The organism is Cohnella rhizosphaerae (genome assembly GCF_029525575.1).
Lineage (GTDB): Bacteria > Bacillota > Bacilli > Paenibacillales > Paenibacillaceae > Cohnella > Cohnella rhizosphaerae.
The window spans coordinates 943,825-970,257 of record NZ_JAPDIA010000003.1 but is presented as its reverse complement, the minus strand read 5'-3'; the positions used below and the strand labels follow the sequence as shown (position 1 = coordinate 970,257).

The following is a 26,433-nucleotide window of genomic DNA, read 5'->3' as shown; positions in this document are numbered from 1 at the left end:
TAATGGTTGCCGCCGTTAACGCAAACAGCCCGCCCGCCTGACGGCGAACGGACTGCTTGGCGTCCTCGATTACGGATTGACGTTGATCGTAAAGGTAGAGGTTGTATTCTTGATCGGCGTCACGACGTTGTTAAACGTCAGATTGTTGAACGTCACTGAACCGACCGCCGGACCTTGACCCGGTTCGGGCAGCTCGTTCGCCCAGATGCCGACGCCGCTCTTCGCGTCGAACGCGTCGCCGCTCTTTTGCGCGCCCGAGATCGTGATGTTGGTGAAGATCGTGTCGGTGACCGGATTTTCCGGCTGCGAGCCGTTGTACTTCGTCTGGAACATGATGCCGTGGTACGTCGGATCGACGATGTCCACGTCGCTCACGCGGATGCCCTGGAACACCTTGGAGGCGGAGAACACCCAGATAGCCGGGAATGTCTGCTGGCCCCAGAAGTGGCCGCCCGCGCGCACGATCGAGATATTTTGCAAATTCGTGGTCGGACTCGCGCCGAAGCCGTTCATCGGATAGCCGAAGTCGAGCGAGCTGATCGTGATGCCCGAGTAGCAGAGCGTATCGGCGATATAAATGTTGCGGAACGTGTTGGCATAGCCCCCCGTATACCGCGAGTCCGGCCGCGCGCCAGGTGAGGATGGACGTCAGGTTTTCGAAAATGTTGTCCTTCTCGTCGGCCCCGCCCGCATCGATCGCCGAGAACAGCGCGAAGCTGTCGTCGCCGGTCGCGCGCGCTTCGTTGTTGGAGATCAAATTGTTCGTACTGCCGTTGGTCATGTTGATGCCGTCGGCGAACGTGTTGCGAATGCGCGAGTTTTTGATCGTCATGTAATCCGTGTTCGCGCCCCAGTACATGCACACCATGTGCTCGGTCCAGATGTTGTCGATGGTCATGTTGGCGACATTGGAGAAGTCGAACACCTTGCCCGGTCCGTCGATCCGGGACGTGTAGTTGCCGAAGTAGGCGAAGTTGGCAAAAGTGGAGCCATTCGCCGTAGACGTCGCCGAGAAGCCGATGTCGGTGTTGGTCTGGTTCGACGGCGCGACAAAGCGCGTATACCACGGACCTGCGCCGATCACCTTGATCGGCTTGCCGTACACCTGGAACTTGCTCGACGTCGTGTACGTGCCCGCCGGCAGATAGACGCCGACATAGGTGCCAGTCGTGTCCATCCGCGCCTGATCGAGCGCGTTTTGCACGTCCTGGTGCGTGAAGCCCGCCGGCACGACGTACTTGGCAGGATCGGGATTGGCGATCGGCGACACCTGCTCAAGGCTGACAAAGTCGATGGCATAGCTCGTCGTATTAGCCGCGTCCTTCTGCAGGCGAATCGTGCTGCCCGCCGGAATCGTCGTGTCGAACATGAGGTTCGCTTCGTCGTAAATATGGCGCGGCGATCCGGAGCTCGGGCTGTTGCCCGGCGAAGTCTCGGAGCCGTACAGCCAGGCGTACTTGGACGTCAGGTCGATCGCCTTGGCGAACGTGCCGTTGACGTACACGTTCAGCGTTGAGTTGATGCCGTCGCCGCCGGCCGCGTCCGGGATCGAGAAGCGGGCGACGAGCGTATTGGCGCTCGCCTTGGTCGTGAACTGCACGTAGCTGCCGGTCGCGTTCAGCGTGACCGCCTTGCGGCCGGACGCTTCGCCGGCGAGGTCGCCGATGTTGCGGTTCGGTCCGACGATGGCCGCGCCGCCGCCGATCGTGCCGTCCTCGGCTTCGTACATGTCGAACGGCATACTCGCGCCGCGTCCGACGAACATCGGCTGCGTCGATACGTTGTTCGCCTGCTTGACCGTCAATTCATTGCCGTCGGCGGCGATCTGGACCTTGACGTTGTACTTGCCGTTGGCCGCGGTCCAACTGCCAAGGGCGATCGACGGGCTGGACGCGCCAGCGGCGAGCGTGCCGGAGTAGCTGGCGGTCAGCGTCTTCACGACGGCATTGGTCGTCGCGTCCGTCAGCGTCAGCGTGACGGCGTGCGCGCCGGAGGCCGAAGCGATCGTACCCTGGTTTTTCAGGATAACGGAGAAATTCGTCGTATTGCCCGCTGCCGGATTGCTCGGGCTCCAGCTCACCGACGTGGCGACCAGGTCGGAGCTCTGAACCGGGCTGATCGTCAGATTGGAGGCGCCCGTGTAGCTGTTGTTGTTCTCGTTCTGCTCGATGACGGCGCCCGTCTCGTCGACCTTGGCCGTGACCGCGTAGCTGCCTGCATCCTTCGCGCCGATGCTGGCGGTGACGCTGGTTTGAGCGCCGGCGGCGAGCGCGCCGACGTTCGCGGTGCCTACCTTGGCCGTGCCCAGGTAGAAGTTGACGGTCGTCGCCGCGGAGGCCAGCGTGCCCGCGTTTTTAACGATCGCCGTCAGCGTGACGCTATCCGTCTCGACCGGCGCGGACGGCGTCCAGGACAGGCCCGTCACGGTCAGGTCCGGATTCGGCGCGGGTACGCCGATCACCTGGAACTCGGCCACCTGTCCGCCGGTGGCGCCCGTGTTCGCCGTGAATTTCAACTGCACGTCGCTGGCGGTGGCGCTTACGGGAATGGTGACCGTATTGCCGGTTGCCGGGTTAAATGTATATTGCGCGGACGAGACCAGGTTGTTGAACGAAGTGCCGTTCTGATCGCGGCCCAACACCTGAATCGTCTGCGTGCGCGTCGCCCAGGCGCCGTCCGGATTAAGCTTGAGCACAATTTGGGAAATGCTGGCGTTTGCGCCCAGCGACACGGTCAGCGTGGCCGGGTAGCTGTTCGTATTGCTCTCCCAATACGTCGCGGTATTTCCGTCATTGGCGTTGGCTGCAACATATGTCCAGTTGACCGAAGAGGCGGTAATCGGCTTGCCCTGCGCCAGATTGGAGCCGTTCGGCGGCGGCGTATTGGTCGGCGTGGCCGTCGGGGTGGCCGTCGGAGTCGCCGTTGGCGTTGCGGTTGGCGTTGCGGTCGGCGTTGCGGTCGGCGTGGCTGTTGGCGTCGCCGTCGGGGTTGCGGTCGGCGTCGGCGTCGCGGACACGGCAGTCAGCGCGATTTGGTCCAGATTGACAACGCCGGAATCGGTCGGTTCGTATTTGTAAGCGATCGTGTTGCTGCCTGCATTCAGCGCGAACGTCTCGGTCTGGGTTCCCCAAGTGTCCCAGTTGGCGAGACTGGCGAGCGTCGTCTGCTTCACCTTCGTACCGTTGACATAGACGCTCAACGTTCTGGCCGCGCCGTTCGCGTTGCCGTACTTCAGCGCGACCGCATAGTTGCCGGCGGCCGCCGCATTGACGGTGAACAGCGTCTGCGCGCCCTGCGTCCAATAACCGTCCACGAATCCCGTGCCCGTATATCCGGTATGGTCCGTGTTCACCTTGGCGCCGCCGGACAGCGCCGCGGCTTCGGCTTCATATACATTGTTGGCCGGCGGCGCTACGGTGCCGTACACCTCAAGCTCGGACACTTGGCCGGCGGGCCAACCGCTATTGGCCGTGAAGTTGACCTTGACGTAACGCGCGCTGGTCGCGGAGAAGCTGACCGTCACGGCATTGCCGGTCGCCGGATCGAACGAATACGAAGCGGATGACGCCAGCGTGCTGTATGTCGAATCGTTCAGGCTGCCCTGCACGGACAGCGTCTGCGAGCGCGCGCCCCATCCGGACGGCAGCTTCAGCACGACCTGGTTAACGCTGGTGGCTGCGCCCAGGTCGACCCGGATCCACTGCGGCCATGCGTTATTCGCGCTCTCCCAATAGGTGCCGGCGTTGCCGTCTACGGCGTTGCCCGCTTGGTATACGTCCGCGTACGAGCTTGCGGTCACCGGCTTGTTGGCCGCCAGATTCGGACCGTCCGCATAAGCCTTGGTCGCCTGAAGCCCGGCCAGATTGGCGAGCAATCCGGCCATCAGCGCAAGCGCCAGCAAAGAAGCCGTCCACGGCTTCCGTTTCCCCGTCTGCAGTTGCATAAACATGATCTGCCTCCTCGTAAATGGATAACTAGCGTTTTCTGGTCCCTTCCGATTCAAGCGGCTGATCAGCGACCCTGTTCAAGTTTAGGTGCGGCGAACCTCCCCTTCCTGATATGGATGATGCTTCCACATAAATTATAAGCGCTTACATGCCGGTCCGACGATGTACATTCCTATGGGATGTATGTGCGGAATTACGATCAAGTAAAAATGGCTTCGCCGTCCTTTAAGACGGCGGTATGTTTTTATCGGAGACGATTCAGCAAAGGATAGGAAAAACTTATAATTGCTGAATCGTTAGCAAGGAAGGTCGCAGCTCTCCCTGATGTCCCTTGCATCAAGCGCGTGCACGATCCGCGGACAGCCGCGACCGCCTGAACGCACAACCAACCGCGCCAACGCCTCCACAGCCGCCGGCGAGGTGCGATTGAATGACGCCTGTGCGCGATTAGATTACGCGAAGGATTAGGATTTCTTAGCGTCTTTCTAACGCCTCGGCAAATGGATGCTGATCTGCAGAAACTCCCTCTTCGGCTTGTCCAATCGGCTGAATAGCCTGTGCGAATGTGATTTTTTTATCCCCCCCTCTCGCAAGGCGCGACGATGCGAGAGGGGCCGATATGCCGCTATATTTAACCTTGAACAACGCTTGAAGGGCTTGGCGGGCTTGAAGGGCTTGAAGGGCTTGGCGGGCTTGAAGGGCTTGAAGGGCTTGAAGGGCTTGAAGGGCTTGAAGGGCTTGAAGGGCTTGAAGGGCTTGAAGGGCTTGAAGGGCTTGAAGGGCTTGAAGGGCTTGGCGGGCTTGAAGGGCTTGAAGGGCTTGGCGGGCTTGGCGGGCTTGGCGGGCTTGGCGGGCTACCTGGCGTCCTCGCGCTCGCGGCAATTAGCTGTTGAAACGCATTTATTTCCTTTGATCACGACGTTATGGGCCAAATAAGTGTTGAAACGCAATTAAATTCCCACTTTCGAGCGTTTGGACCCGGCCATGAACAAATTAAATGCGTTTGAACACTTATTTCCTCCCCAGCCCCGATCAGCGCGCCGATTAACTGCTTTTCAACACTTATCGCCCTCGGCCCCCGGCTCCCGGGATATCCGTGTCTAGATTGAGCACAATTGCGCTTGATCTCCTCCTGGAACATCCGATTACAAAAAAACGAGTTTGTTCCTGACCGAGACTTCAACGATCCCGCGATGGCGCAAGAGGGCCAGTTTGTTCCTAAACAGAACTTCGACGATCCTGCGATGGCGCAGGATCGCTAATTTGTTTCTATTCGAGACTTCGGCGGCGGGCGACAGTGCGAGCGTATTCGTTCGTTTCTAACCGAGAATCCTTCGGCAAACGCTCGGTGAAGCCTCTCTTGGCTTGCTGGCTTGCTAATGAAGCAAACTGAAATCGGGCAGCATCCAACACCAATTATTATAGCTTTCTGATAGGTTAAAAAAAGGGAAAAACTGCCCCCCTTCGGCCGATAATCCTGCGGAGCCTATGTCTACCGCCTAACGCCTAACGCCCTGGCCATAACAAGCCTCAGCTTGTAGTCGACGGTCCCGTTTTTTAACGCCCGTTCTGCGCAAGATGCTTCAAATGCCCTTCCAGCATCACCATCTGTACGTCCATATCCTCGGTGACGGCCAGGAGATTCGCGATTTTCCCCCGTTCGATGCTGCCGAGATCGCGGTCCAGGCCAAGCAGGCGGGCCGGATTCAGGGCCCCCATCTTGCAGGCGTCCACCATGCCGATTCCGGTATGCTTCCTCATATTGTGAACGGCGCGGTCCATGGTCAATAAACTGCCGGATAGCATGAGGTCTTCGCCGTTCGGAGAAAATTCATTGCCGCGGATCAAGTTCACGTCCTGACCGGGAACCGTCCCCCCCAGATCTACGCTATCGGTAATGACGATCACCGAATCCACGCCTTTCGCCTTGACGATCAGACGCAGCATCAGCGGGCGAACATGGATGCCGTTCGCGTCAGGAATGACTTCTGCGTACATCTCGTCATGCGCCAGCACCGCTTCATGGACGCCCACCTCTCTCGTACCCGCATAACGCGACTGATTAGGCGTAACGCCCGATGCGTTGGTAAGATGGCAGCCCAGTCTCAGCCCTAACCGATGCGCGGCAAAAATCGTCTCCGGGTCGGCTTCCGAATGGCCGACGGAAAAAACGATGCCGTAACGGGAGGCCTCTTCCATGAAGGCGGTCTGGCCGTCCAGTTCGGGCGCCAACGTCCACAGCAAAATCTCCTTGCCCGCCATCTCCAGGATCTCGCGATATTCCGCTTGATTCACGGAACGGATCGGGGCGGTGACCGCTCCGTATTTCGAATTGATGTACGGGCCTTCGAGATGAATGCCCAAGATCGAACTGCCGCCTTGGGCCATGACGGCTTGCACGCGCGCCAGCCCCTCGAGGATCTCGGCGTGCGATTGATTATAGAACAAGGTCGGCAGGATGCCGGTCGTCCCGCGTCGAAGATGGAATTCGGCGAATCGCTCGGGCTCGTCGAAGCTCCAGCATCCTCCGCCCCCATGGCAGTGGATGTCGACAAAGCCGGGCACGATATACTCGCCCTGCCGATCGAGCACGTTTCCGGCGCGGACCAACCGTTCCGGAACTCGTTCTCCTACCTCTGCGATCCGGCCGTCCTTGACGACGACCATGCCCTTTTCGATAACGCTAAACGGCGTCACGACTTTCCCGCAAACGATCGTCTCCATAAATGATGAGGTTGCCTCCTTCGGGGTTCTGCGATCAAAGTCGCTCTCTTTACAAGACACTTAATCTCGATTACCATTGTAGCACAATGAAACATTGGTTTTATTAAATAAAACCATATAATATTTTTTTAGAAAGAAGGGGACACCCATCGACGCGAATCCGCAAAAATGGATCGATCTGGATACGCCGGCCGTACTGATCGATCTGGATACGCTGGATCAGAACATCCGGCACACCGCAGAGCTTGCGCGGAAGGCCGGCGTGAAGCTTCGTCCGCATTTTAAGACGCATAAAAGCGCATGGATCGCCAAAGCGCAAATCCGCGCCGGCGCTTGCGGCATTACGGTCGCCAAGCTCGGCGAGGCGGAAGTGCTTGCGGATGCCGGCATCGACGATTTTCTGGTGGCCTACCCGATCGTCGGCAAGGAAAAGCTGCAGCGGCTAGCGCAATTAATGGCTCGCGCGAAGGTCATCGTCAGCGCGGACAGCGTGGAGGTCGCTAACGGGCTGTCCGAATTGGGCCGCTCCATCGGCAGCAAAGTCCGGCTCTACGTCGACGTCAATACCGGCTTAAACCGCTGCGGGAAAGAGCCGGGAGCGGAAACGGCCGAGCTCGTTCGGGAGATTGCAAAACTCGCCCATGTCGACGTCGTCGGATTGATGACGCACGGCGGCTATGCTTACGGCAAAAAAACGGAAGCGGAGCTAAGAGAAGCCGCCCGGATCGAAGCGGAGGGACTGTTGCAATCCAAGCGGCTGCTGGAGCAGTCGGGCATCCCGATCGCGGAGATCAGCGTCGGCTCCACGCCCACTTCCAAGTTTATCGGCGAATTGAACGGCGTAACCGAGATCCGTCCGGGCGCTTACGTGTTCGGAGACCTGTCGCAGCTATCCATCGGCGCAATCACGGAAAAGGAATGCGCCATGCATGTATGGACGACCGTCGTCAGCACGCCGAGGCCCGGGACTGCGATTATCGATGCAGGATCGAAAACGTTCAGCAGCGATACCCTTGCTCACAGCCCAGGATACGGAACCTTGCGCGACCGTCCCGACGTCTACATCGAGCGTCTGAGCGAGGAACACGGCATTGTTCGCCTGCCCGACGGCGTCCGCTTCAATATTGGCGACAAGCTGCAGTTTGTGCCTAATCATTGCTGCACGACCGCGAACTTGCACGACGAGCTGCAAGGCATTCGCGGAGAGCGGGCGGAAAGGCCGATCCGCGTCGATGCGCGCGGCAAAATTCGTTAATCCGTTCAGTGAAGCTGCAGAAAATGGCATTGGAGGGGATAAAAAATGAGACTGAGCCATAAAGTCGCGCTGATAACCGGCGCTTCCCGCGGGATCGGTCGGGCAATCGCGACCCGCTTCGCGGCAGAAGGCGCGAAAGTTGCTCTATCCGATCGGGACCAAGAAGCGCTGCGGCAAACCGCTGCCGATATCGCAGAGCAGGGCGGTCAAGCGCTGGCCATCGAAGCCGATGTCCAGTTGAAAAGCGATGTCGACAGGATGGTGGTTGAAGTGCTGCGGCGTTGGGGACGCATCGACATCCTCGTGAACAATGCAGGCATTAATCGGACCGCTCCCTTCCTGGAAATCACGGAGGAGGATTGGGACCTGCATATGGCGATCAATCTGAAGGGGACCTTCCTCGTATCCCAGCGCGTATGCCGGGAGATGGTCAAGCAAGGACACGGGGGCTCCGTTATTCAAATATCAAGCGTCAACGGTTTGGCGGCCGAGGCGGATCAAGTTCATTATAACGCGTCCAAGGGCGGCATTAACTTGCTGGCGATGTCCATGGCGTTGGAAATGGCAGAGCACGACATTCGCGTGAATGCGCTGTGCCCCGGTTTTATCGAGACGCGACTGACGAAGCCGCTCATCGATAACCCGCCCGCCATTGCGGAATACCTGAAGACGATCCCGATGAAGCGCGTCGGTCAGCCTGAGGATGTCGCGGCGGCGGCCTTGTTCATGGCCAGCGACGAATCGCGCTATATGACCGGTCATTGTATGGTCGTCGACGGGGGCCAGCTCATCAAGCTCTCCTGAGCGGCGACGCGGACAGCAAATCTTGATCAGCCGAATCCCTCGCGTTAACGCCTTAAATGGTAAGGCACGGTCGCGATGATGACGTCCTTCTGATTGTACAGGTAAGCGCGGAGCAGCAGGCTCGACTGATTGTGCAAAATATGCTGCCACCAGTGCTTGGCGATGAACTGCGGGATGAGGACGGTGATATGGTCGGTTTCGGCGGTTTTCCACTCGATCGTGTCGATGAACTTCATAATCGGCCGGATGATGCTTCGGTAGCTCGACCTCAGCGTGATGAGCCGTACGCCGGGGTCCCACTCCGCCCACTTTTTCTCCATCCGCTCGATATCCTCGTCGTCGAAGCCGACGTAGACGGCGACGACGTTGTCGGTCAGCGACTTGGCGTAGCTGAGCGAGTTCATGACGACGCGGGTGACGCCGGCGACCGGCACGACGATCGTGCTGCCCTTGATGCACGGCTTCTCCTCGGCCGGATCGATGCGGAGCTCGTCGGCCGTATTGCGATAGTGGCGCGCGATGGCGAAGAAGGTCCACATGACGATCGGCAGAAAAACGAACACCATCCATACGTGCGTGAACTTGGTAAAAATGAAGATGAGCGTAATGCTGAGCGTCGTGAGCATGCCGATCGTATTGACCGCGAGGCGCGTCGTCCAGCCCGGCGGGCGCAGCTTGATCCAGCGGACCATCATCCCGAGCTGCGACAGCGTGAACGGGATGAAGACGCCGACCGCGTACAGCGGGATCAGGTTTTCCGTGTTGCCGTGGAAAATGATGACCAGCAGCGCCGAGAATACGCCGAGAAAAATGATGCCGTTGGAATAGCCCAGCCGGTCGCCGCGAACCATGAAGGCGTGCGGCATGTATTTGTCCTTGGCCAGCATAAACGCGAGCAGCGGAAACGCGGAATACGCCGTGTTCGCCGCCAGGACGAGGATCAGCGCGGTCAGCGCCTGAATGGCGTAATAAACGGCGCCACGTCCGAAGGTCGATTCGGCGATCTGCGAGACGACGGTCTGCTTCTCGTCCGGCGCTACGCCGTACCAGTAGGCGAGCAGGCTGATGCCGATAAACATCGCGCCCAGTATCGTGCCCATCATGATCAAGGTCGCCGCGGCGTTGCGCTCGGCCGGCTTTTTGAAGTTGGGGATGGCGTTGGACACCGCTTCGACGCCCGTGAGCGCGGAGCAGCCCGAGCTGAATGCCTTGAGGAGCAGGAAGAGGCTGACGTTGGATACCGCTGCCCCGAATTCGGGCACGTGGGCGGGCGCGCCGCCCGTCGCGTACTTGACGATGCCCGCGGCGATGAGCACGAAGATCGCGACGACGAACAGGTAGATCGGCGTGGCGAGCACGGACGCGGATTCGGTCACGCCGCGAAGGTTCATCACGGTGAGGACGAGGATGATGACGAGCGCGATCAGGACGCGATGCTCGTGCAGCGACGGGAAGGCCGACGTGATCGCGTCCGTCCCTGCGGACGAGCTGACCGCCACGGTCAATATATAGTCGACCAGCAGCGAACCGCCGGCCAGCAGCCCCGTCGAGACGCCGAGATTGTCCTTGGCCACGATGTAGGCGCCGCCGCCCGCAGGATAGGCGTATATGGTCTGGCGATAAGACAGAATAAGGATAAATAAGAGTCCGAGCACCGCCAGCGAGATCGGCACCGAGTACCAGACGGCCGCGAAGCCTGCCGCCATGAGCACGAGCAGGATCTGCTCCGTGCCGTACGCTACGGACGACAGCGCATCGGACGACAAGACGGCCAGCGCCTTGAATTTGCCCAGCTTCGCTCCCTCGATTTCCGCGCTTTTCATCGGTCTGCCGATCAGTAGCCGCTTCACTTTGCTGACCATGGGGTTATCTCCTTTGCTGTTCCGGCACGGGCCAAAGCGCATCAAAAAAAGCCGCAGGAAAGGGTCTCCCGCAGCTTATTCGTACGCGAATAGCGGCGCAGGCTCCTCTTCCGGACGCTTGCGAGGTTAGCTGTCGGATTCGGGCTCGGCAAGCAGCCCTACGCCTGGCCGGGCCAGGCGATTCACCCCTGGGCGCGCATGCGCGGCACCCGGTTGGTTCCCCCGTTCCCGCTTCAGCGGGATTCAGCGATTAGGATGTTGAATGACGAATTGAATCATACGCCACGCGCCGTCTTCATGTAAAATGCCGCCGCGGGAGTTCAAACAGCGCCGCGGCCGATTAGCGCGCCAAGAGAACGGTTACAAGCGAGCGGCTCTTGCATTATCGCGGTCGCGCGCGTCCGGGCGCGATTTATTGCTAAATCGCGTTAGGGAACGCACGCATGCGCTCGCCGCTTATCAAATAAATGTTGAAACGCAGTTAATTTCCTCGATCACGACGTCCTTGGGCGATTAAGTGTTGAAACGCAATTAATTATTCGTGTTCGAACGTTTTGACCCGTTTTTGAACCAAATAAATGCGTTTGAACACTTATTTCCTCAATAGCCTCGGGTTGCGAGCCGATTAACTGCTTTTGAACACTTACCGCTCCTCCCCCCCGGCTCAACCGTCTCAAGTCAAGCGCCATTTGCGCTCGCTCTCCCTCCAAAGCAGCCCCCCTGCTTAAAATTAGCGCTTCTATATATACTTTTTTTCATGTTCAAAAAAAAGGACGAAGCGTTTTTCCGCTTCGCCCTTATACTTTTTCCAACCGGCATGCCATACTACGCGCCCAGACTCAGCCCAATACCACCCGATCGTCCGCCAGCTTGTGGCCGCTGATGCGCTCGAACTCCCCCGAGCAGCTTCTGCACGGTCAAGTCCTGCTTGCGCTCGGGCGGGATGTCGAGGATGATGCGGCCCTTGTCCATCATGATGAGCCGGTTGCCCAGACGAATGGCCTGCTCCATGTTGTGCGTGACCATGAGCGTCGTCAGCTTCATGCTGCGGACGATCTCCTCGGTGAGGCGGGTGATCAGCTCCGCGCGCGCCGGATCGAGCGCGGCCGTATGCTCGTCGAGCAGCAGAATGCCCGGCCGCGTGAACGTGGACATGAGCAGGCTCAGCGCCTGCCGCTCGCCGCCGGACAGCATGCCGACCTTGGCGCGCAGTCTGGCGTCCAGACCGATGCCAAGACGCTTCAGCTCCTCCTTGAACAGGGCTCGCTTGCGCCCCGTCACCGCCCAGCCGAAGCCTCGCGGCTTGCCGCGCGCGTAGGCCATCGACAGATTTTCCTCGATCGTCATGTTGGGCGCCGTGCCCGCCATCGGATCCTGGAACACCCGTCCGATCCATCGGCTGCGCTCGGACTCGGACTTCGCCGCGACGGATTGCCCGTCGATGAGCACGTCGCCGATGTCCGGCTGCATGACGCCGGAGATGATGTTCATCAGGGTGGACTTGCCCGCCCCGTTGCTGCCGATGACCGTGACGAAGTCGCCCTCGTTCAGCTTCAGGTTGATGTCCATGAGCGCGATCTTCTCGTCCGGCGTCCCGGGGTTGAACAGCTTGGATACTTGCGCGAGCTCCAGCATCAGATCGCCTCCTTGCCGCGAATGCCGGCCGTCAGCTCTGCCGTGCGCCGCTTCGCCTGCTGCTTCTGCTTGGCCGAACGGCTCGCCGTCGGAATGACGAGCGCCAGAATAACGATGACCGCCGTGATCAGCTTGAGGTCGGTTACCTTGAGATGCAGCCACTCGGCGCGCAGCGCCAGCGCGTAGACGATACGGTAGGCGACGGAACCGACGACGACGGCCAGCGTCGCCCAGAAGACGCGCTTCGGTCCAAGCAGCGCTTCGCCGATGATGACGGACGCAAGTCCGATGACGATCATGCCGATACCCATGGAGATGTCGGCGGAGCCGCCGTCCTGAGCGATCAGCGCCCCCCGAGAGCGCCACGAGTCCGTTGGACAGGCTGACGCCGATGATCGTCGTCAGATCCGTGTTCGAGCCGAAGCTGCGGATCATGCGCTTGTTGTCCCCTGTCGCGCGCAGCGCGAGCCCCAGGTCCGTATGGAGGAAGGCGTCGAGCAGCAGCTTGAAGACGGCCGCCACGAGCAGCAGAACGACGATATAGGCAAGACGAATATCATGCCATTCGTGCGCGGCGATGCCCGAGAACAGCGTATTTTCGCCGAGCAGCGAGATGTTCGGCTTGCCCATGATCCGCATGTTGATCGAGTACAGCGCGATCATCATGATGATGCCCGCAAGCAAGCCGTTGACCTTGCCTTTCGTATGCAGCAGACCCGTGCAGACGCCCGCCGCGAGACCGCCGCCGAAGGCCGCCAGCGTCGCGAGCCACGGGGCCTGGCCATGCGAGATCATCACCGCCGCGATGCCGGCTCCCGTCGTGAAGCTGGCGTCTACGGTCAGGTCGGGGAAATCCAGGATGCGATACGTGATGTATACCCCGAGCGCCATCAAGGCATACATAAGTCCTAGCTCGACTGCGCCGGTCAGGGAATGGAACAATGACGACACCTACTCTTTATTGGATAATATTGTTGGCCGTGTCCTGCACCTTGCTCTTCATGTCGTCCGTAACCGTGATGCCCTGGGCTTCGGCAGCCTTCAGGTTCAGGATCAGGTCGAGCTTCTCCTGCATGCCGACCTTCATATCGCCGATATTGGCACCGTTCTTGAGCACCTCGACGGCCATCTGGCCGGCTTGATAGCCGTGGTCGTAGTACTTGAAGCCGTAAGTGGCGAAGGCGCCCTTCTCGACCGTATCGCGGTCGCTGGAGAAGAACGGCAGGTGGTTGTCGTTGGCCACCTTGATGATCGCGTCGACGCTGCTGACGACCGTGTTGTCCAGCGTGATGAACAGCGCGTCCGCGCGTCCGACGAGCGATTCAGCGGCCTGCTTGACCTCCGACGTGTTCGTGACCGGCGCCTTAACCAGCTCGATATTGTGCTTCTTGAGCTGCGCTTCGGCGTTTTTCGCCATGACGACGGCGTTCGATTCGCCTTCGTTGATGACCAGGCCGACCTTCTTCACGTTCGGAAAATCGGAGGCGATGAAATCCATCAGCTGCTGTACGGCGGCAGGGTTCGTGTCGGAGATGCCGGAGATGTTGCCGCCCGGCTTGTCGAGGTTCGATACGAGCTTGGCGTCGAGCGGATCGGTGACGGCCGCGAACAGGATCGGCATATTTTTCACGTACTGCGCCAGCGCGGTGGCCGACGGCGTCGCGATGCCGAAGACGAGATCGTACTTTTCCGATGCGATCTTCTGGCCGATCGACAGGTTCGTGTTCGGGTCGCCCTGCGCGTTGTTAAAAGAAACCTTCAGGTTCTTGCCTTCCTCGAGACCGGCGTCCTTCAACGCGGCGATGAAGCCTTCGCGGGTCGCGTCCAGCGACGGGTGCTCGACGATCTGCGAGATCGCGATCGAGTAAGTCTTGTCGTCCGCAGGCGCGGACGCGCTGGCCGAAGCGCTCGCCGATGGCGATGCCGACGGGCTTGCGGCTCCATTTTCGTTGTTGCCGTTGTCCTTTGCGCCGCAGCCCGCCGTCGCCAGCATGGCAAGCGAGAGAAGCGCGGACGCCCAAATCTTTTTCTTCATCGTTTTTGGCCCCTTGTCCTGTGAGTTTAAACTACAGTTTAAATGTGAAAGCGTTCATCCGTCAATGAAAGCGCAGCGCAAAACAAAAGCGGCCCGAGCCGCAAATGGCAGCCACGCCCATCTATTCGCCGCGACCCCGTCTGCGCGCCGACTCCCGGTAAACGGGACTGCGAAACCTGAGGATCGGATCGTCCGACGGCTCGATGCCCGCTCCCGTTACCGTCGGATCCATCGTCAGTCCGTCCGGCTCCGGGATGACGTCCGTCACCTCCAGGATGCCGCCCTCGATCCGTTCCCGACCGTCCGGCCACGGCACGGTGGGATCGTCCGTCGGATCGCCATCCTGTCCCAGCACGATATTTAAATGAAAGCGCAACGGCGCATGCTTCAATCGTTCCGCCGCGTCGCGCTCCAGATAGTCTTCCGGCAGCGACTTTAGCGCTCCGAGCGACAACGTCTCGACTTCCAGCTCAGGCAACCACTCGAACTTGGCCGGCCGGCGCTTGCCCGCCGCGTCGACGAGCATGAAGGCATGGATGGCGTAGTACCGGCAAGCGCCGTAGCTCGCAGGAGGCCGCAGTTTGCCGATATGCGCCATCGCGTGGCGCGCCTCGGGGAAGTGAGCGGCCAGCTCCGCTGCGGCGGCGATCGCTTCGAAGCCGCCTCCTTTGAGCCGATTCGCTTCCTTTATCAGGTCAATAAAAGAGGACGGCGTCTTGGCGAAGAAAACCGGGACGTTTACGGCCGTCAGCACCGAGACGTCGCCTCCCGCCGGCTGGAACCGCACGGCCATTCCTTTGCCCGGGGACATAAGATCGGCCAGCGAAGGATCGGACGAGCTGCCCGAGAAACGGACGATCGCCTCGACCTCCCCGCCCTGCTCGCGCAGATGCACCGCAGTCGTAAGCCCCGCCGCCAATCCGCTCGGCTTGAACGCGGCGCGGCAGCATATGCCCTTCGCATGCACCCGCCTGCTGCCGGGATGAACGCCCGACAGTCTTTCGAGCTCGTCTACGGTCGGGTTCGTCAGATCGCCCCATGTGTTGTCCATCCGTCATTTCCCTCCAAGTCGTGAACAGCCGGCCGTTAAGCGGGCCGCGATTGTTATATTTACCCTATTCGCGCATCGTTAACCGATTCAAGCCAGCTGCGCCTTCTTCAAGCCAGTAGCCCCGCCGCCATGCCGAACGGTCAAATCAGACCCGGTAAAGGTCAAATTTTTTTTGAGCCTCCTTGCTATAGTCAAGGGGCAATCACCTGTATGGAAATGGAGGAACGCATTTGAGTCAGTCCATGTTATTGCCCGTTTATTCGCTGTTAAAGGACAATCTTCGGACGCAGGTATTCGCGGACAGAGGGCAGCTCGGCCAGGCGGCTTGCGACGACTTCGCCGGCAAGCTGCGGGCGCTGCTTGCCGGCGGCCGAAGCGCTCGCGTCGTGTTCGCGGCCGCGCCCTCGCAGAACGAATTTCTCGACGCGCTGGCCGCGGAGCCCGATATCGATTGGGGCCGCGTCACCGCCTTCCACATGGACGAGTACTTGGACTTGCCTGCCGACGCCCCGCAGCGGTTCGCGCGATATTTGAACGAGCGGCTGTTCGACAAGGTCAGACCCGGACGCGTCCATCTCATGAACCCCAACGAAGACGCCGAAAAGGAAGCGCTTCGATACGAGGCGCTTCTCCGCGAAGCCCCGATCGATATCGTCTGTCTCGGCATCGGCGAGAACGGCCATCTGGCCTTCAACGATCCGCCCGCCGACTTTGACGATCCGCGCTGGGCCAAAGTCGTCCAGCTCGACGCCGACTGCCGGGTTCAGCAGGTCAACGACGGATGCTTCGACTCGCTTGCGCGCGTGCCGACGCATGCGCTCACGATGACCATCCCCGCCTTACTGTCCGCCATGCATGTCGTATGTATCGTGCCCGGACGGCGCAAACGCCAAGCGGTGCTCCGCGCGGTCCACGGTCCGATCGAGGAGGCCTGTCCGGCCAGCGCGCTTCGTCGGCACGAAAGCTGCGTGCTGTACGCGGACACGGACAGCTACGCCTACAAGCGGGCCGATTAAGACGAACCCGGCAAAGGAGGGAATTGAGGAACGGACCGGCGACGGCATCCGGACGCGCATCGTGCCTACCGGAACGATATGCGTCCGGTCCGCGCGCCGGATAACGATTCGCCGAAGTTTACTTGAAAAGGGAGGTTAACGAAATGAACCAACGACCGCTGTCCGCGCAGGACGACATCATGGGGGCATACCTGACGTATATCACGGGTCTGCTCGAAGAGATTCGCAGCGAGCCCCGCGACCGCCTGCTGGAGGTGGCCGGATTGCTGGCCGACCATATCGCGGAGGATAAGCTCGTCTATCTGTACGGCCCCGGCGGGCACTCCAACATGAACGCTACGGAAATCTTCTTCCGTGCCGGCGGCTTGATGCACATCAGCGCCATTCTTGACGAAGGCACGATGATCTCGAACGGCGCGCTCCGCTCGATGGCCGTCGAGCGCACGCCAGGCTACGGCAAGCTCGTCATCGAAGACAATCGGCTCGGGCCGGGCGACATCCTGATTCTCGCCAACGCCTACGGCATCAACACCGCCTGTATCGACGCGGCGCTGGAGGCGAAGCGCAGAGGCGTCGTCACGATTGCCGTCACCTCGGTCGGCCATGCCGATGCGACCCCCAAAGACCACCCGGCGCGGCATCCGTCCCGTCTTAATCTATACGAGGCCTGCGACTATTACCTGGACAGCAAAGTGAAGCCAGGCGATTCGGCCTTGCCGATCCGGGGGCTGGAGCCGCGGATGGGGTCGACGTCCACGTTCGCCAACGCCTTTTTTGCTGAACGCGCTTATGATGACTGCCGCAGCTCTTCTTGCGGAAAAAGGAATCGAGGTACCGGTATGGCGGAGCGCGAACGCCCCGGGCGGCGACGAATGGAACAACCGTTTCATCGACCGGTTCAAGGGCCGCGTGAGATGGCTCTAGCGGCTGACCCATCGAGAAGATTCGCGCCAAGCGAAGCGTGTTTGGAAAACAGGCGTCTGCGCCATTTATCAACGATTGTCCGGGAGGAATCGTCATGAAGCTCGACCTGATCCCCCCAGCCGCAATACGTGCGGCTTGCTGCCCGAAGACGGAGACGATCATCGGACGCCGTTGCCCGCCAATCTGGCCGGCATGCGCGTCAAGCTGCTCATGCCGCGGTCCGACGACAGGCTGCTGCGCCTGGCGCGCGAGCTGTTCGGCGAAGCGCATGTCGCCCTGGGAACGTCGCCCGGGTCGTACGCGCTTCTGTCGGAGGGCCTCCCTCTCCGCCGCGAAGCTGCCAAGCGACTCGACGGGCGACATGACGGCTATGTGCTGCGCATCGGAGACGGCGGCTTGTCGCTGCACGCCCTGGAAGCGTCCGGTCTTTACTACGGCTTGAAAACGCTGCTTCATCTGATGCGCAGGTACGATCCGCTGCCCGCTGTAGAAATTGCCGATTGGGCCGATTTGCCGCTTCGCAGCGACTACTTGGACCTTCGAACCGTTTATCCTACTTTCCCCAACTTATTGGCATATATCGCGGAGATGGCCGATTATAAACTGAACACGCTCGTCGTCGAATACGAGGACAAGCTGCCCTTTCTTCGCCATGCCTTTTTTGCGCCATCCGGAGCTGGCCCTGACGGAAGCGGAGCATGCGCTTCTGCTTCGGACCTGCCGCGACCACTTCATCGAGGTGATACCGAAGCAGCAGTCGTTCGGCCACCTGGAGTTCATCCTCAAGCACCCCGCTTATATCGCGCTCCGCGAGACGCCCGACAGCGTCGGCGAGCTGTGCCCGCACAGGCCGGGCGCGTACGAGATGATGGCGGGCATCCTCGAGGACGTCGCCGCGCTGCACCCGGACAGCCGTTATCTTCACATGGGCTGCGACGAGGTGTGGAGCCTCGGCGAGTGCCCGGACTGCCGGGCCTCCGGCATGACGCGCGAAGCATCCTTCATCGCATTCGTCAATCGGCTCTCCGCCCGCGTCCGCGAGCTCGGCAAGCGGCCGATGATCTGGCACGACATGCTGATGCACGCCTCTCACGAAGAGCTGTCCGCGCTCGATCCCGAGGTGACCGTCGTCGTCTGGCTCTACGGCGGCCACCGCATGCAACGGGACGCGCTCGACATGATCGGCAAACTCAGACGCGCGGGCTTGTCCGTCATCGGCGCCTCCTCGGTACGCTGCTGGGACGACGAAGGGGACCAGAACTACCCCGTCATACGCAACCGCGTGGCCAACATTGTGCGTTGGACCGCGCTCGCCGAGACCGAGCAGCTGCCGGGCGTCATCGGCACGAACTGGTCGGCGCCCTTCGCGCTCGGCAGCCCCTACGGCCTGTTCGAGACGTCGCGCTACCCCGCCTTCTTCTCGGCCGAGCAATGCTGGAACCGCCGTGCCGATCCGGAAACCTATCTCTCAAGGTTCCTCTCTCAATATCATGGCATGGACGATGCCTCAGCCGCCGCCGACGGTTACGAGATCGGAGACTACTATCAGCTCATGCCCGAGCTGCTGCCCGATATCGCCCTCAATCGACCGGTTGCCGAGCTGATCGCGGCGATGATCCAGTACGAGATGCCGGCCAAGCGCAGGCTGCCGCTCTATACGTTTTTGTTCAGAGGGGAACTGTATCCGGGCGAAGAGGTACTAACGAGTCTCCGAGACAAGCACCGCACCGGCTACGCCGCCCTGGAGGCGGCGAAAAGCGCCATGCGCCATGCGATCGAGCCGCTGCTGCCGCCGGCTATGGCCGATCTGTTCATCGCTTCGCGCTTTTACCGGTTCGGCCTGTACGAGGCGAAGCTGCAAGCGATCGCATCCGGCGCCGCCGAAGCCGCCGCTGGCGAACGACGAGCCGACGATCAAGAGGAGGAATCGCGACATGCCTGACATGCTCGTCAAATTATACGACCTGCCGGACGGCAGGGAAGCGCTCGCCGCGCTCGAGAACCAGGGTATCCGCATCGTGCGCGCCTTGACCGCGGACAAAGGACGCCTGGCGGAATTCGTCGGCAAGCATTTCACCGAAAACTGGCGCAGCGAGTGCGAATGCGCCTTCGGCAGGCTGCCCTCCTTTGCCTTTATCGCCGTCCGGAACAAAGAGATCGTCGGCTTCGCGCTTTATGACGCCGTCGTACGCAACTTCTTCGGTCCGACCGGCGTTGCGCCGGAATGCCGCGGACTCGGCATCGGCAAAGCGCTCCTGCTCGAGACGCTGCGCGCCATGCACGAAGAAGGCTACGCCTACGCCGTGATCGGCTGGGTAGAAGAAGCGATCGGCTTCTACGCCAAAACCGTCGGAGCGACCGTCATTCCCGATTCGTTCCCCGGCGCGTACCGGAACCTGGTCGCTTTGAACTAATTGCCTCAAACCTCATCTTAACGCGAGACCCAAGCGCCTCTGCTTGGGTCCATTTTTTTCCATCCCGCTGCTTATTCGTCTTATTTTCCCGTTTTAACGATATCCCCTTCGGTCAGAAAGCGTGGAGCTGCCGCCGCCGCACGTCGAAACTCCATCGCAGCAGATTCACTGAGCCCGGAGTAGGGGCGCGATCGTCCCGGCAACGCGGCGCTGCGTAACTTCCCTACATTTCCTACCCGCCGCTCTACACCGCTATCCCCTTCACCAAGGCTGACAATACCGCCAACTTTGTTCATTTTCAGACTTGATTTAATGCCCATAATTTGTTATTTTAAGAACATATGTTCCGTATGGAGGGATTCGCTTGCCCAGCCGCTTCTCGATTCAGGATTACGTCCCGGACTATAGCGAGGAAGACTGCGCGGGCGCCCTGTTCGCCGCCAAATGGCCCGACGGATTTCGCTGTCCCCGCTGCGCTCATCCGCAATACTACAAATTGTCGTCCCGCGGACGCCAGTACGAATGCAAATCCTGCGCTCACCAGACTTCGTTGACGGCAGGCACGGTGCTCGAGGGTACGCGAACGCCCTTGACCAAGTGGTTTCAGGCGATGTTCTTGATGCAGATCGGCATCAGCGCCAAGCTGTTGGCCGAGTTGATCCAGGTAACCTACAAGACCGCCTGGCTGATCAACCACAAGCTGCGCCATGCCATTGGCGAGTGGGATCGCGAGCGGCCCCTTGCAGGCGACCTGCAACTGCTGGCCGAATATTACGGCTATGAGTATCACCGATACTTCGGCAGCGCGTTCGTGCAGGGCGGGCTGCGTCCGCAGCCGGTTGTGGTCGGCGTCTCGCTCGATGGAGCAGCAGATGTTTCTCATGTAAAAATGAAAGCCGTCGATGGTCCCGAGGGAGACCATCCGGCCGTTCGCGGGGGGACAGACGGCGAGGAATCCGTGGAACGTTTTGTGCATCTCCATGTCGCCGGCGGCGAAGCATCCGGACATGTTGAACCGCTTCAGCGCGGCCACCACGGACGGGCCGCGGCCCATCACGCATGGCTCGAGGTCATGCGTTGGCTCGCCCGCACCTTCGGCGGCATCGGTCCCAAGCATCTGCAGGCGTACCTTAACGAATTTTGCTTTCGTCGGATAAGCCGCAAAGAGGCGTTAACCGAGCTGATCGCCAGCTGCGGCAGCACCAAGACGGTCACCTACCGAGGACTCGTAGGCGCCCGGTCCGGCATCCGCCCGATAAAGTGGGTTTTCCGTCATCCCGCGCGCATCCAGCAGCATACCGGTTAACATCTCGGTGGATGAGCAGAACATGCCGCTCGCACACTATATTGCACTAACGTGCCAGCTTAAGTCGCCGGACAAGCGAGAGCGTGAGAACCGTGGCTTTTTTAGCGTTTCGTGCTGCTATTATATTTGCAGCAATTTTGTTGTGCAAAGACACCCCTCCGCATGCCGTCTTCCTGACGCAAAGAGATGTCTTTTACACCTGCAGGAAGATGCGTGTCCCCCTGATCGAAGGGGATATCGTTCAACCCGGGAAAATGCGTAATGCCCCTGACCCAACGGGATATCGTTCAAACGGGCAACTGCGCGTAATGTCCCTGACCCAAAGGGATATCGTTCAAACGGCGCGAACAAGGGTAGTGCCGCCCCCCTCGGTTCAGTCTCCCCTGTATTCGCCCGGCGTGCCGCCGATATGCTTTTTAAACAGCTTGGCAAAGTAGCTTTTATTCTCGTATCCCAGGCGCGCCGCGACTTCTTCCACGCTGATGTTGCTTCGGGCGAGCAATTCCTTGGCGCGTTCCATCTTGGCGTTGGTGACGTATTGAATGAAGTTGTAGCCCGTCTCGCGCTTGAACAGCCGGCTGAAATAGCTCGAGTTGATATGCAGCATGTCCGCGACCTCTTCGAGCGTGATTTTCGAGCCGATGTTGTGGCTGACGTATTGCTGGGCGCGCAATATCTCGGAACGCCGCGACTGCTTGTAGATCAGGCCGAGCAGCGGCATTCTTTCTTTGAAAAACTGCAGCATCCAATCTCCCAGCTCTTGAATCGTGGCAATGTCGCCCAGCGTTCGATGCAGCACTTCCATCGAGAATACGCTCTGATAATGCTGCAACGCCAAAAAAACGCGTCTGATTGTCGAACAAAATTTTGAGCGTCCACTCTTTGACCAGTTCGGGATGGCAGCGCCTCTCGCGCGCCTGATCCAACCAGTGGCCGACGGCAGATTCGAGCTGCGCCATGTCTTCTTCCAGGAAGGCGTCGCGGATGCGCTGAAGCGCTTCAGGATAGACTTCGTGCAGATCGCCCTCTCCGATTGTAGGAAGCTCCGCCAGCGTAAAAATGCCTTCTTCGGGCAGATAGAATCTTCCGCCGCCGGACGACAAGAGCTGTTGGACCGCCCTGCCGAGCGCTGCCGGCGCCGCCGACGACGTGCCGATCAGGAAGGTCGCCGCGATGCCGCTCTCCGCGGACAGCCTTTCGCCGAGCGCCCGCAGCGATGGGCGGACCGATTCGACCTTCATCTCGGTGAGGCTTCGCCGGAACGGAAACAGCAGCATCGCTTCCCGTCGTCCGTGCGGCAGCAGCAAAGTTCCCGGCAGCTCGCCAGTCAGCCCGGACGCTGCTTGACCGACGGCCAACTGCAAGGCACGATCGTCGGGCAGCCGCCGCGACAACTCGGACAAGCGGTTTAAGGCGACCAATACAGGCAGCCACACCTTGCCCTCGAACCCGATGCCCGCTTCCGACGCGCCGTCCGCCCATTCGAGATCCCGTCCGCCGTCCGCGTTCATCCTGTCCAGCAAACCTTGGCGCAGCAGGAGCGCATTCTCTTCTTTTTTTGACTGCAAGCGGGCAAGCTCTCGGGATTGCTCCTTCTCCGCGGCGAGCTGCGCCGACAGCTTGCGCAGCAGCGCCACGATCTGCTCCGGCCGCATCGTCTCCTTGAGCACGTAATCGTCCACCTGCAAACGGACGGCTTGCTGCGCATAGGAGAAGTCTCCCATGCAGGACAGGATGATGCAACGAATGTCGGGCTTCAGCCGTTTAAGCTGGCCGATGAGCGCGATGCCGTCCATCTGGGGCATGCCGATATCGGTGATGACGATGTCGGGCGGCGCGGCTTGCGCCTGCTCGAGCGCGATCGCTCCGTTTTTGCAGGCCGAATGGATTTCCAGATGCAGCTCCTTCCAAGGGATGGATGCGCTTAAATATTCCAGCACCGGATAATCGTCGTCTACGAGCATGACGGAGTACATCGGTTCCCCTCCCGCAATTTCGCATCTTGTTGCCTGCCGCAGCTTCCCGCATTTCTAACAATCGGGCCTTACGAACCTTGGCGCGCTGTTACGGGGATGTCGGCGGCTCTGCCGGAATCTCGATGACGACCGTCGTCCCCGCTCCTTCCTCGCTGTCCAGCGTGAGGGAGCAACGCTCGCCATAAATAAGCTGCAATCGTTCGTATACGTTCGCAATGCCGATGCCCGACAGCCTTCCTGCCGTGTACTCGGAAGTCGTCGCCCCGCGCTGCGACCGAAGCTCGGCGCGCAGACGCTGCAGCGTCGCGAGCGACATCCCCGCCCCGTCATCGCGAACGACGATTCGCAAGACCGCCTCCGCCGCCGCGTCCGTGCCTGGGCACGCGATCGCCGCATCGCAGCGGGCGACTTCCACGACGATCGTGCCCGGTTCCTGCCGAAGGCCGTGAATATAGGCGTTCTCGATGACGGGCTGCAGCAGGAAGCGCGGCAATCGCAGCGCCAGCGTATCCGAAGCCGCTTCAATTACCAGCGCGGCCTTCTCCTGCTGCCTGAAATTCAGCAGCTCCATATACCGCCGCAGCACATCCAGCTCCTCATGCAGCGAAGTATATTCTCCGTCCCTGCGAATCGTCTGCCGCAGCAGGCCCGACAGCGAAGCCAGCAGTTCGCCGTTCTCCGCATCCCCTTTGAGCAGAATCCGCAGCCTGATGGAATTCAGGATGTTGAACAGAAAATGCGGATTGATCTGCGCCTGCAGCATCGCCAGCTCCGCCTTGCGCTTCTGCATCTGCTCGGCCCGGATCTCCCCGATCATGTCTTCGATGCGTCCGAGCATCTGGTCGAATTGCTTGCCCAGCCTGCCGATCTCGTCGCTGCCCCGCACGCCGGAGCGAACCGCAAGCTCGCCGCGCTCGACCGCGACGGCCGCCCTGCCGAGCGCCACGACCGGCTTGGTGAACTGCCGAAGCATGTAAATGAACAGGATGAGGAACACGAGCGTCGCCGCGATCTGTACCGCAAAGGTTAGACGCGACACGGAGTGGAGCTGGCTGACCGCCTCCTTGTACGGTCGAAGGCTGACGACGCGATAGCCGCCGTAATCGAGATCATGCCGGCTGAGCAAAAACTGTTCGCCCTCGTACCGGACCGTCAGCGGCGTATCCGCCCGATTCACTTCGTCGGGAAACGGAAACGTCTGCCCGATTCGTTGACGGTTGCGACTCGCCAGAATGCGGCCGTCCGCGTCCAGCAGCATCGTTTCCTGCCTGCCGAGGTCGTGTTTAAAAATTTCCCCAAGCTTGCTCTCCCCCGATACTGATGACAATATAGGCATATGGATCCGTCCCGTACGGCAATCGAAGATTGCGCGCCATCGTAAGCAGGTACGGTTCGGTACCCTTGCCGTCCATCGTATATTGGTTCACGAGACCGATCCAGCCGATCTCGTATCCCGGCAGCGCATCCACGCTTTTAATCCAGGGCATTCGCAAAAAGTTGGCCGGCGTAAACCCGCCGAACAGATCGAATTGGTAGTTTGTAAAGTAATGCCCGTCTACGGTCAATATCGTGACGTATACGTTTCCCATCGTAGACGCGATGCTGCTTAGAAAGTGCCCGATATCCTTCGCGTCCAAGGCGTCCTGGGCCGGGTCGGCTTGCCCCAGCTTGTACCGCTGCCAGTTTTCCTTCAACGCCAAAACAATATTGTTGTCGAACATGATGCCGTTGGAGACGCGGACCATGTTGTCGAAGAGGCTCGACAAGTACACCTCCGTCAGCTCGAGCGACTTGTTCTCGTTGTCGACGACCTGCGCCCTGACGATCCGCTGCGTAAGGTAGTCGCCTGCGATCAACGTGAAGGTTGCCGGCAGCAGGAGACACAGCAGCGCGGCCATCATGAGCTTGCCGCGGAGACTGTGTATGAATCTGCGTCCGATGAACACCATATCGCCCTCCCGCCGTCAAGCCTCTTTCTGCATTCTAACATTGTCCGCGCCTGTCGGCGACGCTTGTCCGAAAGACCAAGAACGCTCCGCAGGGAACGATCCCTGCGAAGCGCCTTTTTTGCCCCGTAAGGGCCTTTTATTTGTTGGCGTCGACGATTTTCTGAAGAGCTGCGGATGCCTTCGAGACGGTCGTCTCCATGTCCTGCTGACCGAGCACGAACTTCTCGGCTTCCTTGACGTACGCCTCTTCAAGCTCCGACTGGTAGGCCGGCGGCAGGTTGAGCGGCGTCGTGGGGCTGTTCTTCATGACGTAGGTCAACGAATCGGTATCGATCATGTCCGGGCTCTTAAGCTTCGTCTTCAAGCCGGAGATGAACTGATCGACGTCCTGCTTTTTCCATGCCGAGTACACGTTGCTCCATTGCTCGCCCTTCGTCGTATACCAGCGGATAAAGTCGTAGGCGGCTTGCTGGTTTACGGACCTTTTCAGCACGCCCATGAAGTTGCCGTTGGCCGGGCTCACGCCCGAAGGCTCGCCCTGGCTGTTGGCCGGCATCGGCGCGAAGGCGCTGACGAACGTGGCCGGGAATTCGTCCGAGCCGCCCGCTTCGTTGATCATCCAGTTGCCCGTGACGATCATCGCCGCCTTCTTGGCGAAGTAGACCGAACGGTAGGCCAGCTTCTGCGAGATGGTTTCGCTGTACGGGATGGCGCTCTTGTCCACGTTTTCCGTCTGATTGCGGATTTCCAGCGACTTGCGGACCTCGGGGCTGTCCACTTTAAGCACGCCGTTGTTCACCAGGTTGTTGTCTTTGCTCTGGTTCAGCAATCCAAGCTGCATATACATCGGCCAGGAGTGGAAGTACGTGCCGTAAATCTTGTTCGCGCCTTCCCCGCTGGTCAATTTGCGCGAGTAGTCGTAGAAGTCGTCCCACGTCCAGTTCGTCGGAACCGGAAGACCCGCCTTGTCCAGCATCTCCTTGTTCAGCAGCACGAAGTAGTTCTCGTAGGTGTCCGGCAGCGCGTACACCTTGCCGTTCAGCGAAGGATCGACCGTATACTCGTCCGTCACCTTGATGCCTTCGGCGCTCAGCAAGTCGTCCAGCGGCGCCAGCAAGTCGAGTCCGACGCGCTTGGAGTATTCGGCGGCGCTCGGAAACATGACGACGTCCAGATCGGAGCCGGATGCGATAAGCAGGTCCAGCTTTTTAAGACCTTCCTCCGAATCGTTGTTTTCGACCAGCTCTTCGTATTCGACGGTCACGCTCGGCTTCTCTTTTTTTGTACTCTGCAAGCATGCCGTCCATCTGCGTCTTCGGCATCCATGAAGCGAGCTTGATCGTAACAGGTGCGTCCGACGACGACGATGCGGACGAGCTCGAGGCGGACCCTGAAGCGGACGGCGCGGCGGAAGATGCGGCATTGTCGTTGTTGTTGCTGCCGCAACCGGCGAGCACCGAGAGCGAAAGCGCGGATGCCATGGCAGCGGACAGCACCTTTTTTGTTTAACATAATGAACCTCCCCCTGAAAATGG

17 protein-coding genes, 5 pseudogenes and 1 riboswitch are annotated in these 26,433 nt (G+C 60.1%); of the genes and pseudogenes, 10 read left to right on the top strand and 12 right to left on the bottom strand.

Annotation, left to right across the window (positions count from 1 at the left end; translation table 11 throughout):
- Positions 1–69: 69 nt before the first annotated feature.
- A pseudogene (locus OMP40_RS10040) lies at positions 70–3,883 on the bottom strand (galactose-binding domain-containing protein).
- A gap of 721 nt (positions 3,884–4,604) precedes the next feature.
- Here OMP40_RS10040 and OMP40_RS10035 point away from each other — a divergent pair.
- Entirely contained in the window at positions 4,605–4,883 is a 279-nt protein-coding gene (locus tag OMP40_RS10035) for a hypothetical protein (RefSeq protein WP_277531061.1), read from the top strand.
- A gap of 621 nt (positions 4,884–5,504) precedes the next feature.
- On the opposite strand, the gene OMP40_RS10030 is transcribed toward OMP40_RS10035, so the two are convergent.
- On the bottom strand, positions 5,505–6,671 hold the full coding sequence (locus OMP40_RS10030; RefSeq protein WP_277531059.1) for an N-acetylglucosamine-6-phosphate deacetylase: 1,167 nt from the start codon (positions 6,669–6,671) through the stop codon (positions 5,505–5,507).
- Between the two features lie 148 nt (positions 6,672–6,819).
- Here OMP40_RS10030 and OMP40_RS10025 point away from each other — a divergent pair, with 148 nt between their 5' ends.
- Positions 6,820–7,926 carry an alanine racemase gene (locus tag OMP40_RS10025; protein ID WP_338131152.1) on the top strand — a complete coding sequence of 369 codons (1,107 nt, stop codon included), beginning with the start codon at positions 6,820–6,822 and terminating at the stop codon, positions 7,924–7,926.
- A 45-nt stretch (positions 7,927–7,971) separates the two neighbouring features.
- Positions 7,972–8,730, top strand: a complete 759-nt coding sequence (locus OMP40_RS10020; RefSeq protein WP_277531057.1) for an SDR family NAD(P)-dependent oxidoreductase — start codon at positions 7,972–7,974, stop codon at positions 8,728–8,730.
- A 44-nt stretch (positions 8,731–8,774) separates the two neighbouring features.
- Here the strand turns inward: OMP40_RS10020 and OMP40_RS10015 are convergent, their stop codons facing one another.
- From OMP40_RS10015 to OMP40_RS09995, 5 genes and pseudogenes are all read right to left on the bottom strand, one after another.
- Entirely contained in the window at positions 8,775–10,592 is a 1,818-nt protein-coding gene (locus OMP40_RS10015) for an APC family permease (RefSeq protein WP_277531055.1), read from the bottom strand.
- 100 nt (positions 10,593–10,692) lie between these two features.
- Positions 10,693–10,851: riboswitch (cyclic di-AMP (ydaO/yuaA leader) on the bottom strand.
- Between the two features lie 580 nt (positions 10,852–11,431).
- Positions 11,432–12,227 (bottom strand): annotated as a pseudogene (locus tag OMP40_RS10010) (ABC transporter ATP-binding protein).
- Positions 12,227–13,169 (bottom strand): annotated as a pseudogene (locus OMP40_RS10005) (ABC transporter permease). The pseudogenes OMP40_RS10010 and OMP40_RS10005 overlap by 1 nt, the downstream one beginning before the upstream one ends.
- Positions 13,170–13,185: 16 nt before the next feature.
- Complete coding sequence (locus OMP40_RS10000) at positions 13,186–14,262, bottom strand: ABC transporter substrate-binding protein (protein WP_277531053.1); 1,077 nt, start codon at positions 14,260–14,262, stop codon at positions 13,186–13,188.
- A 121-nt stretch (positions 14,263–14,383) separates the two neighbouring features.
- Positions 14,384–15,313 carry a catalase gene (locus OMP40_RS09995; protein ID WP_277531051.1) on the bottom strand — a complete coding sequence of 310 codons (930 nt, stop codon included), beginning with the start codon at positions 15,311–15,313 and terminating at the stop codon, positions 14,384–14,386.
- Positions 15,314–15,543: 230 nt separating this feature from the next.
- Between OMP40_RS09995 and OMP40_RS09990 the strand changes: the two genes are divergently transcribed.
- The 6 genes and pseudogenes from OMP40_RS09990 (at position 15,544) to OMP40_RS09970 (ending at position 20,973) form a co-directional block, all read left to right on the top strand.
- Positions 15,544–16,329 carry a glucosamine-6-phosphate deaminase gene (locus OMP40_RS09990; RefSeq protein ID WP_277531049.1) on the top strand — a complete coding sequence of 262 codons (786 nt, stop codon included), beginning with the start codon at positions 15,544–15,546 and terminating at the stop codon, positions 16,327–16,329.
- Positions 16,330–16,472: 143 nt separating this feature from the next.
- Positions 16,473–17,351, top strand: coding sequence for a sugar isomerase domain-containing protein (locus OMP40_RS09985; RefSeq protein ID WP_277531048.1), 879 nt, complete (start codon positions 16,473–16,475; stop codon positions 17,349–17,351).
- A 94-nt stretch (positions 17,352–17,445) separates the two neighbouring features.
- Positions 17,446–17,745: pseudogene (locus tag OMP40_RS41420) on the top strand (glycoside hydrolase family 20 zincin-like fold domain-containing protein); the annotation flags it as partial.
- Positions 17,746–17,905: 160 nt separating this feature from the next.
- Positions 17,906–19,195, top strand: coding sequence for a family 20 glycosylhydrolase (locus tag OMP40_RS09980; protein WP_277531046.1), 1,290 nt, complete (start codon positions 17,906–17,908; stop codon positions 19,193–19,195).
- On the top strand, positions 19,188–19,667 hold the full coding sequence (locus OMP40_RS09975) for a GNAT family N-acetyltransferase (RefSeq protein WP_277531044.1): 480 nt from the start codon (positions 19,188–19,190) through the stop codon (positions 19,665–19,667). Before OMP40_RS09980 ends, OMP40_RS09975 begins: the two co-directional genes overlap by 8 nt.
- Before the next feature lie 364 nt (positions 19,668–20,031).
- The gene (locus OMP40_RS09970; protein ID WP_277531042.1) at positions 20,032–20,973 is read left to right on the top strand and encodes a transposase; all 942 of its coding nucleotides are present in this window, start codon (positions 20,032–20,034) and stop codon (positions 20,971–20,973) included.
- Positions 20,974–21,346: 373 nt separating this feature from the next.
- On the opposite strand, the gene OMP40_RS41415 is transcribed toward OMP40_RS09970, so the two are convergent.
- The 5 genes and pseudogenes from OMP40_RS41415 to OMP40_RS09950 form a co-directional block, all read right to left on the bottom strand.
- On the bottom strand, positions 21,347–21,580 hold the full coding sequence (locus OMP40_RS41415) for a helix-turn-helix domain-containing protein (RefSeq protein ID WP_420871916.1): 234 nt from the start codon (positions 21,578–21,580) through the stop codon (positions 21,347–21,349).
- A 1,033-nt stretch (positions 21,581–22,613) separates the two neighbouring features.
- A pseudogene (locus tag OMP40_RS41410) lies at positions 22,614–22,937 on the bottom strand (response regulator); the annotation flags it as partial.
- Between the two features lie 100 nt (positions 22,938–23,037).
- On the bottom strand, positions 23,038–24,207 hold the full coding sequence (locus tag OMP40_RS09960; protein ID WP_277531039.1) for a sensor histidine kinase: 1,170 nt from the start codon (positions 24,205–24,207) through the stop codon (positions 23,038–23,040).
- 25 nt (positions 24,208–24,232) lie between these two features.
- On the bottom strand, positions 24,233–24,898 hold the full coding sequence (locus tag OMP40_RS09955; protein WP_277531037.1) for a hypothetical protein: 666 nt from the start codon (positions 24,896–24,898) through the stop codon (positions 24,233–24,235).
- Positions 24,899–25,034: 136 nt separating this feature from the next.
- Positions 25,035–26,162 carry an ABC transporter substrate-binding protein gene (locus tag OMP40_RS09950; RefSeq protein ID WP_277531036.1) on the bottom strand — a complete coding sequence of 376 codons (1,128 nt, stop codon included), beginning with the start codon at positions 26,160–26,162 and terminating at the stop codon, positions 25,035–25,037.
- Positions 26,163–26,179: 17 nt separating this feature from the next.
- Here OMP40_RS09950 and OMP40_RS09945 point away from each other — a divergent pair, with 17 nt between their 5' ends.
- Positions 26,180–26,407, top strand: a complete 228-nt coding sequence (locus OMP40_RS09945; protein WP_277531035.1) for a hypothetical protein — start codon at positions 26,180–26,182, stop codon at positions 26,405–26,407.
- The last annotated feature ends 26 nt before the right edge of the window (positions 26,408–26,433 follow it).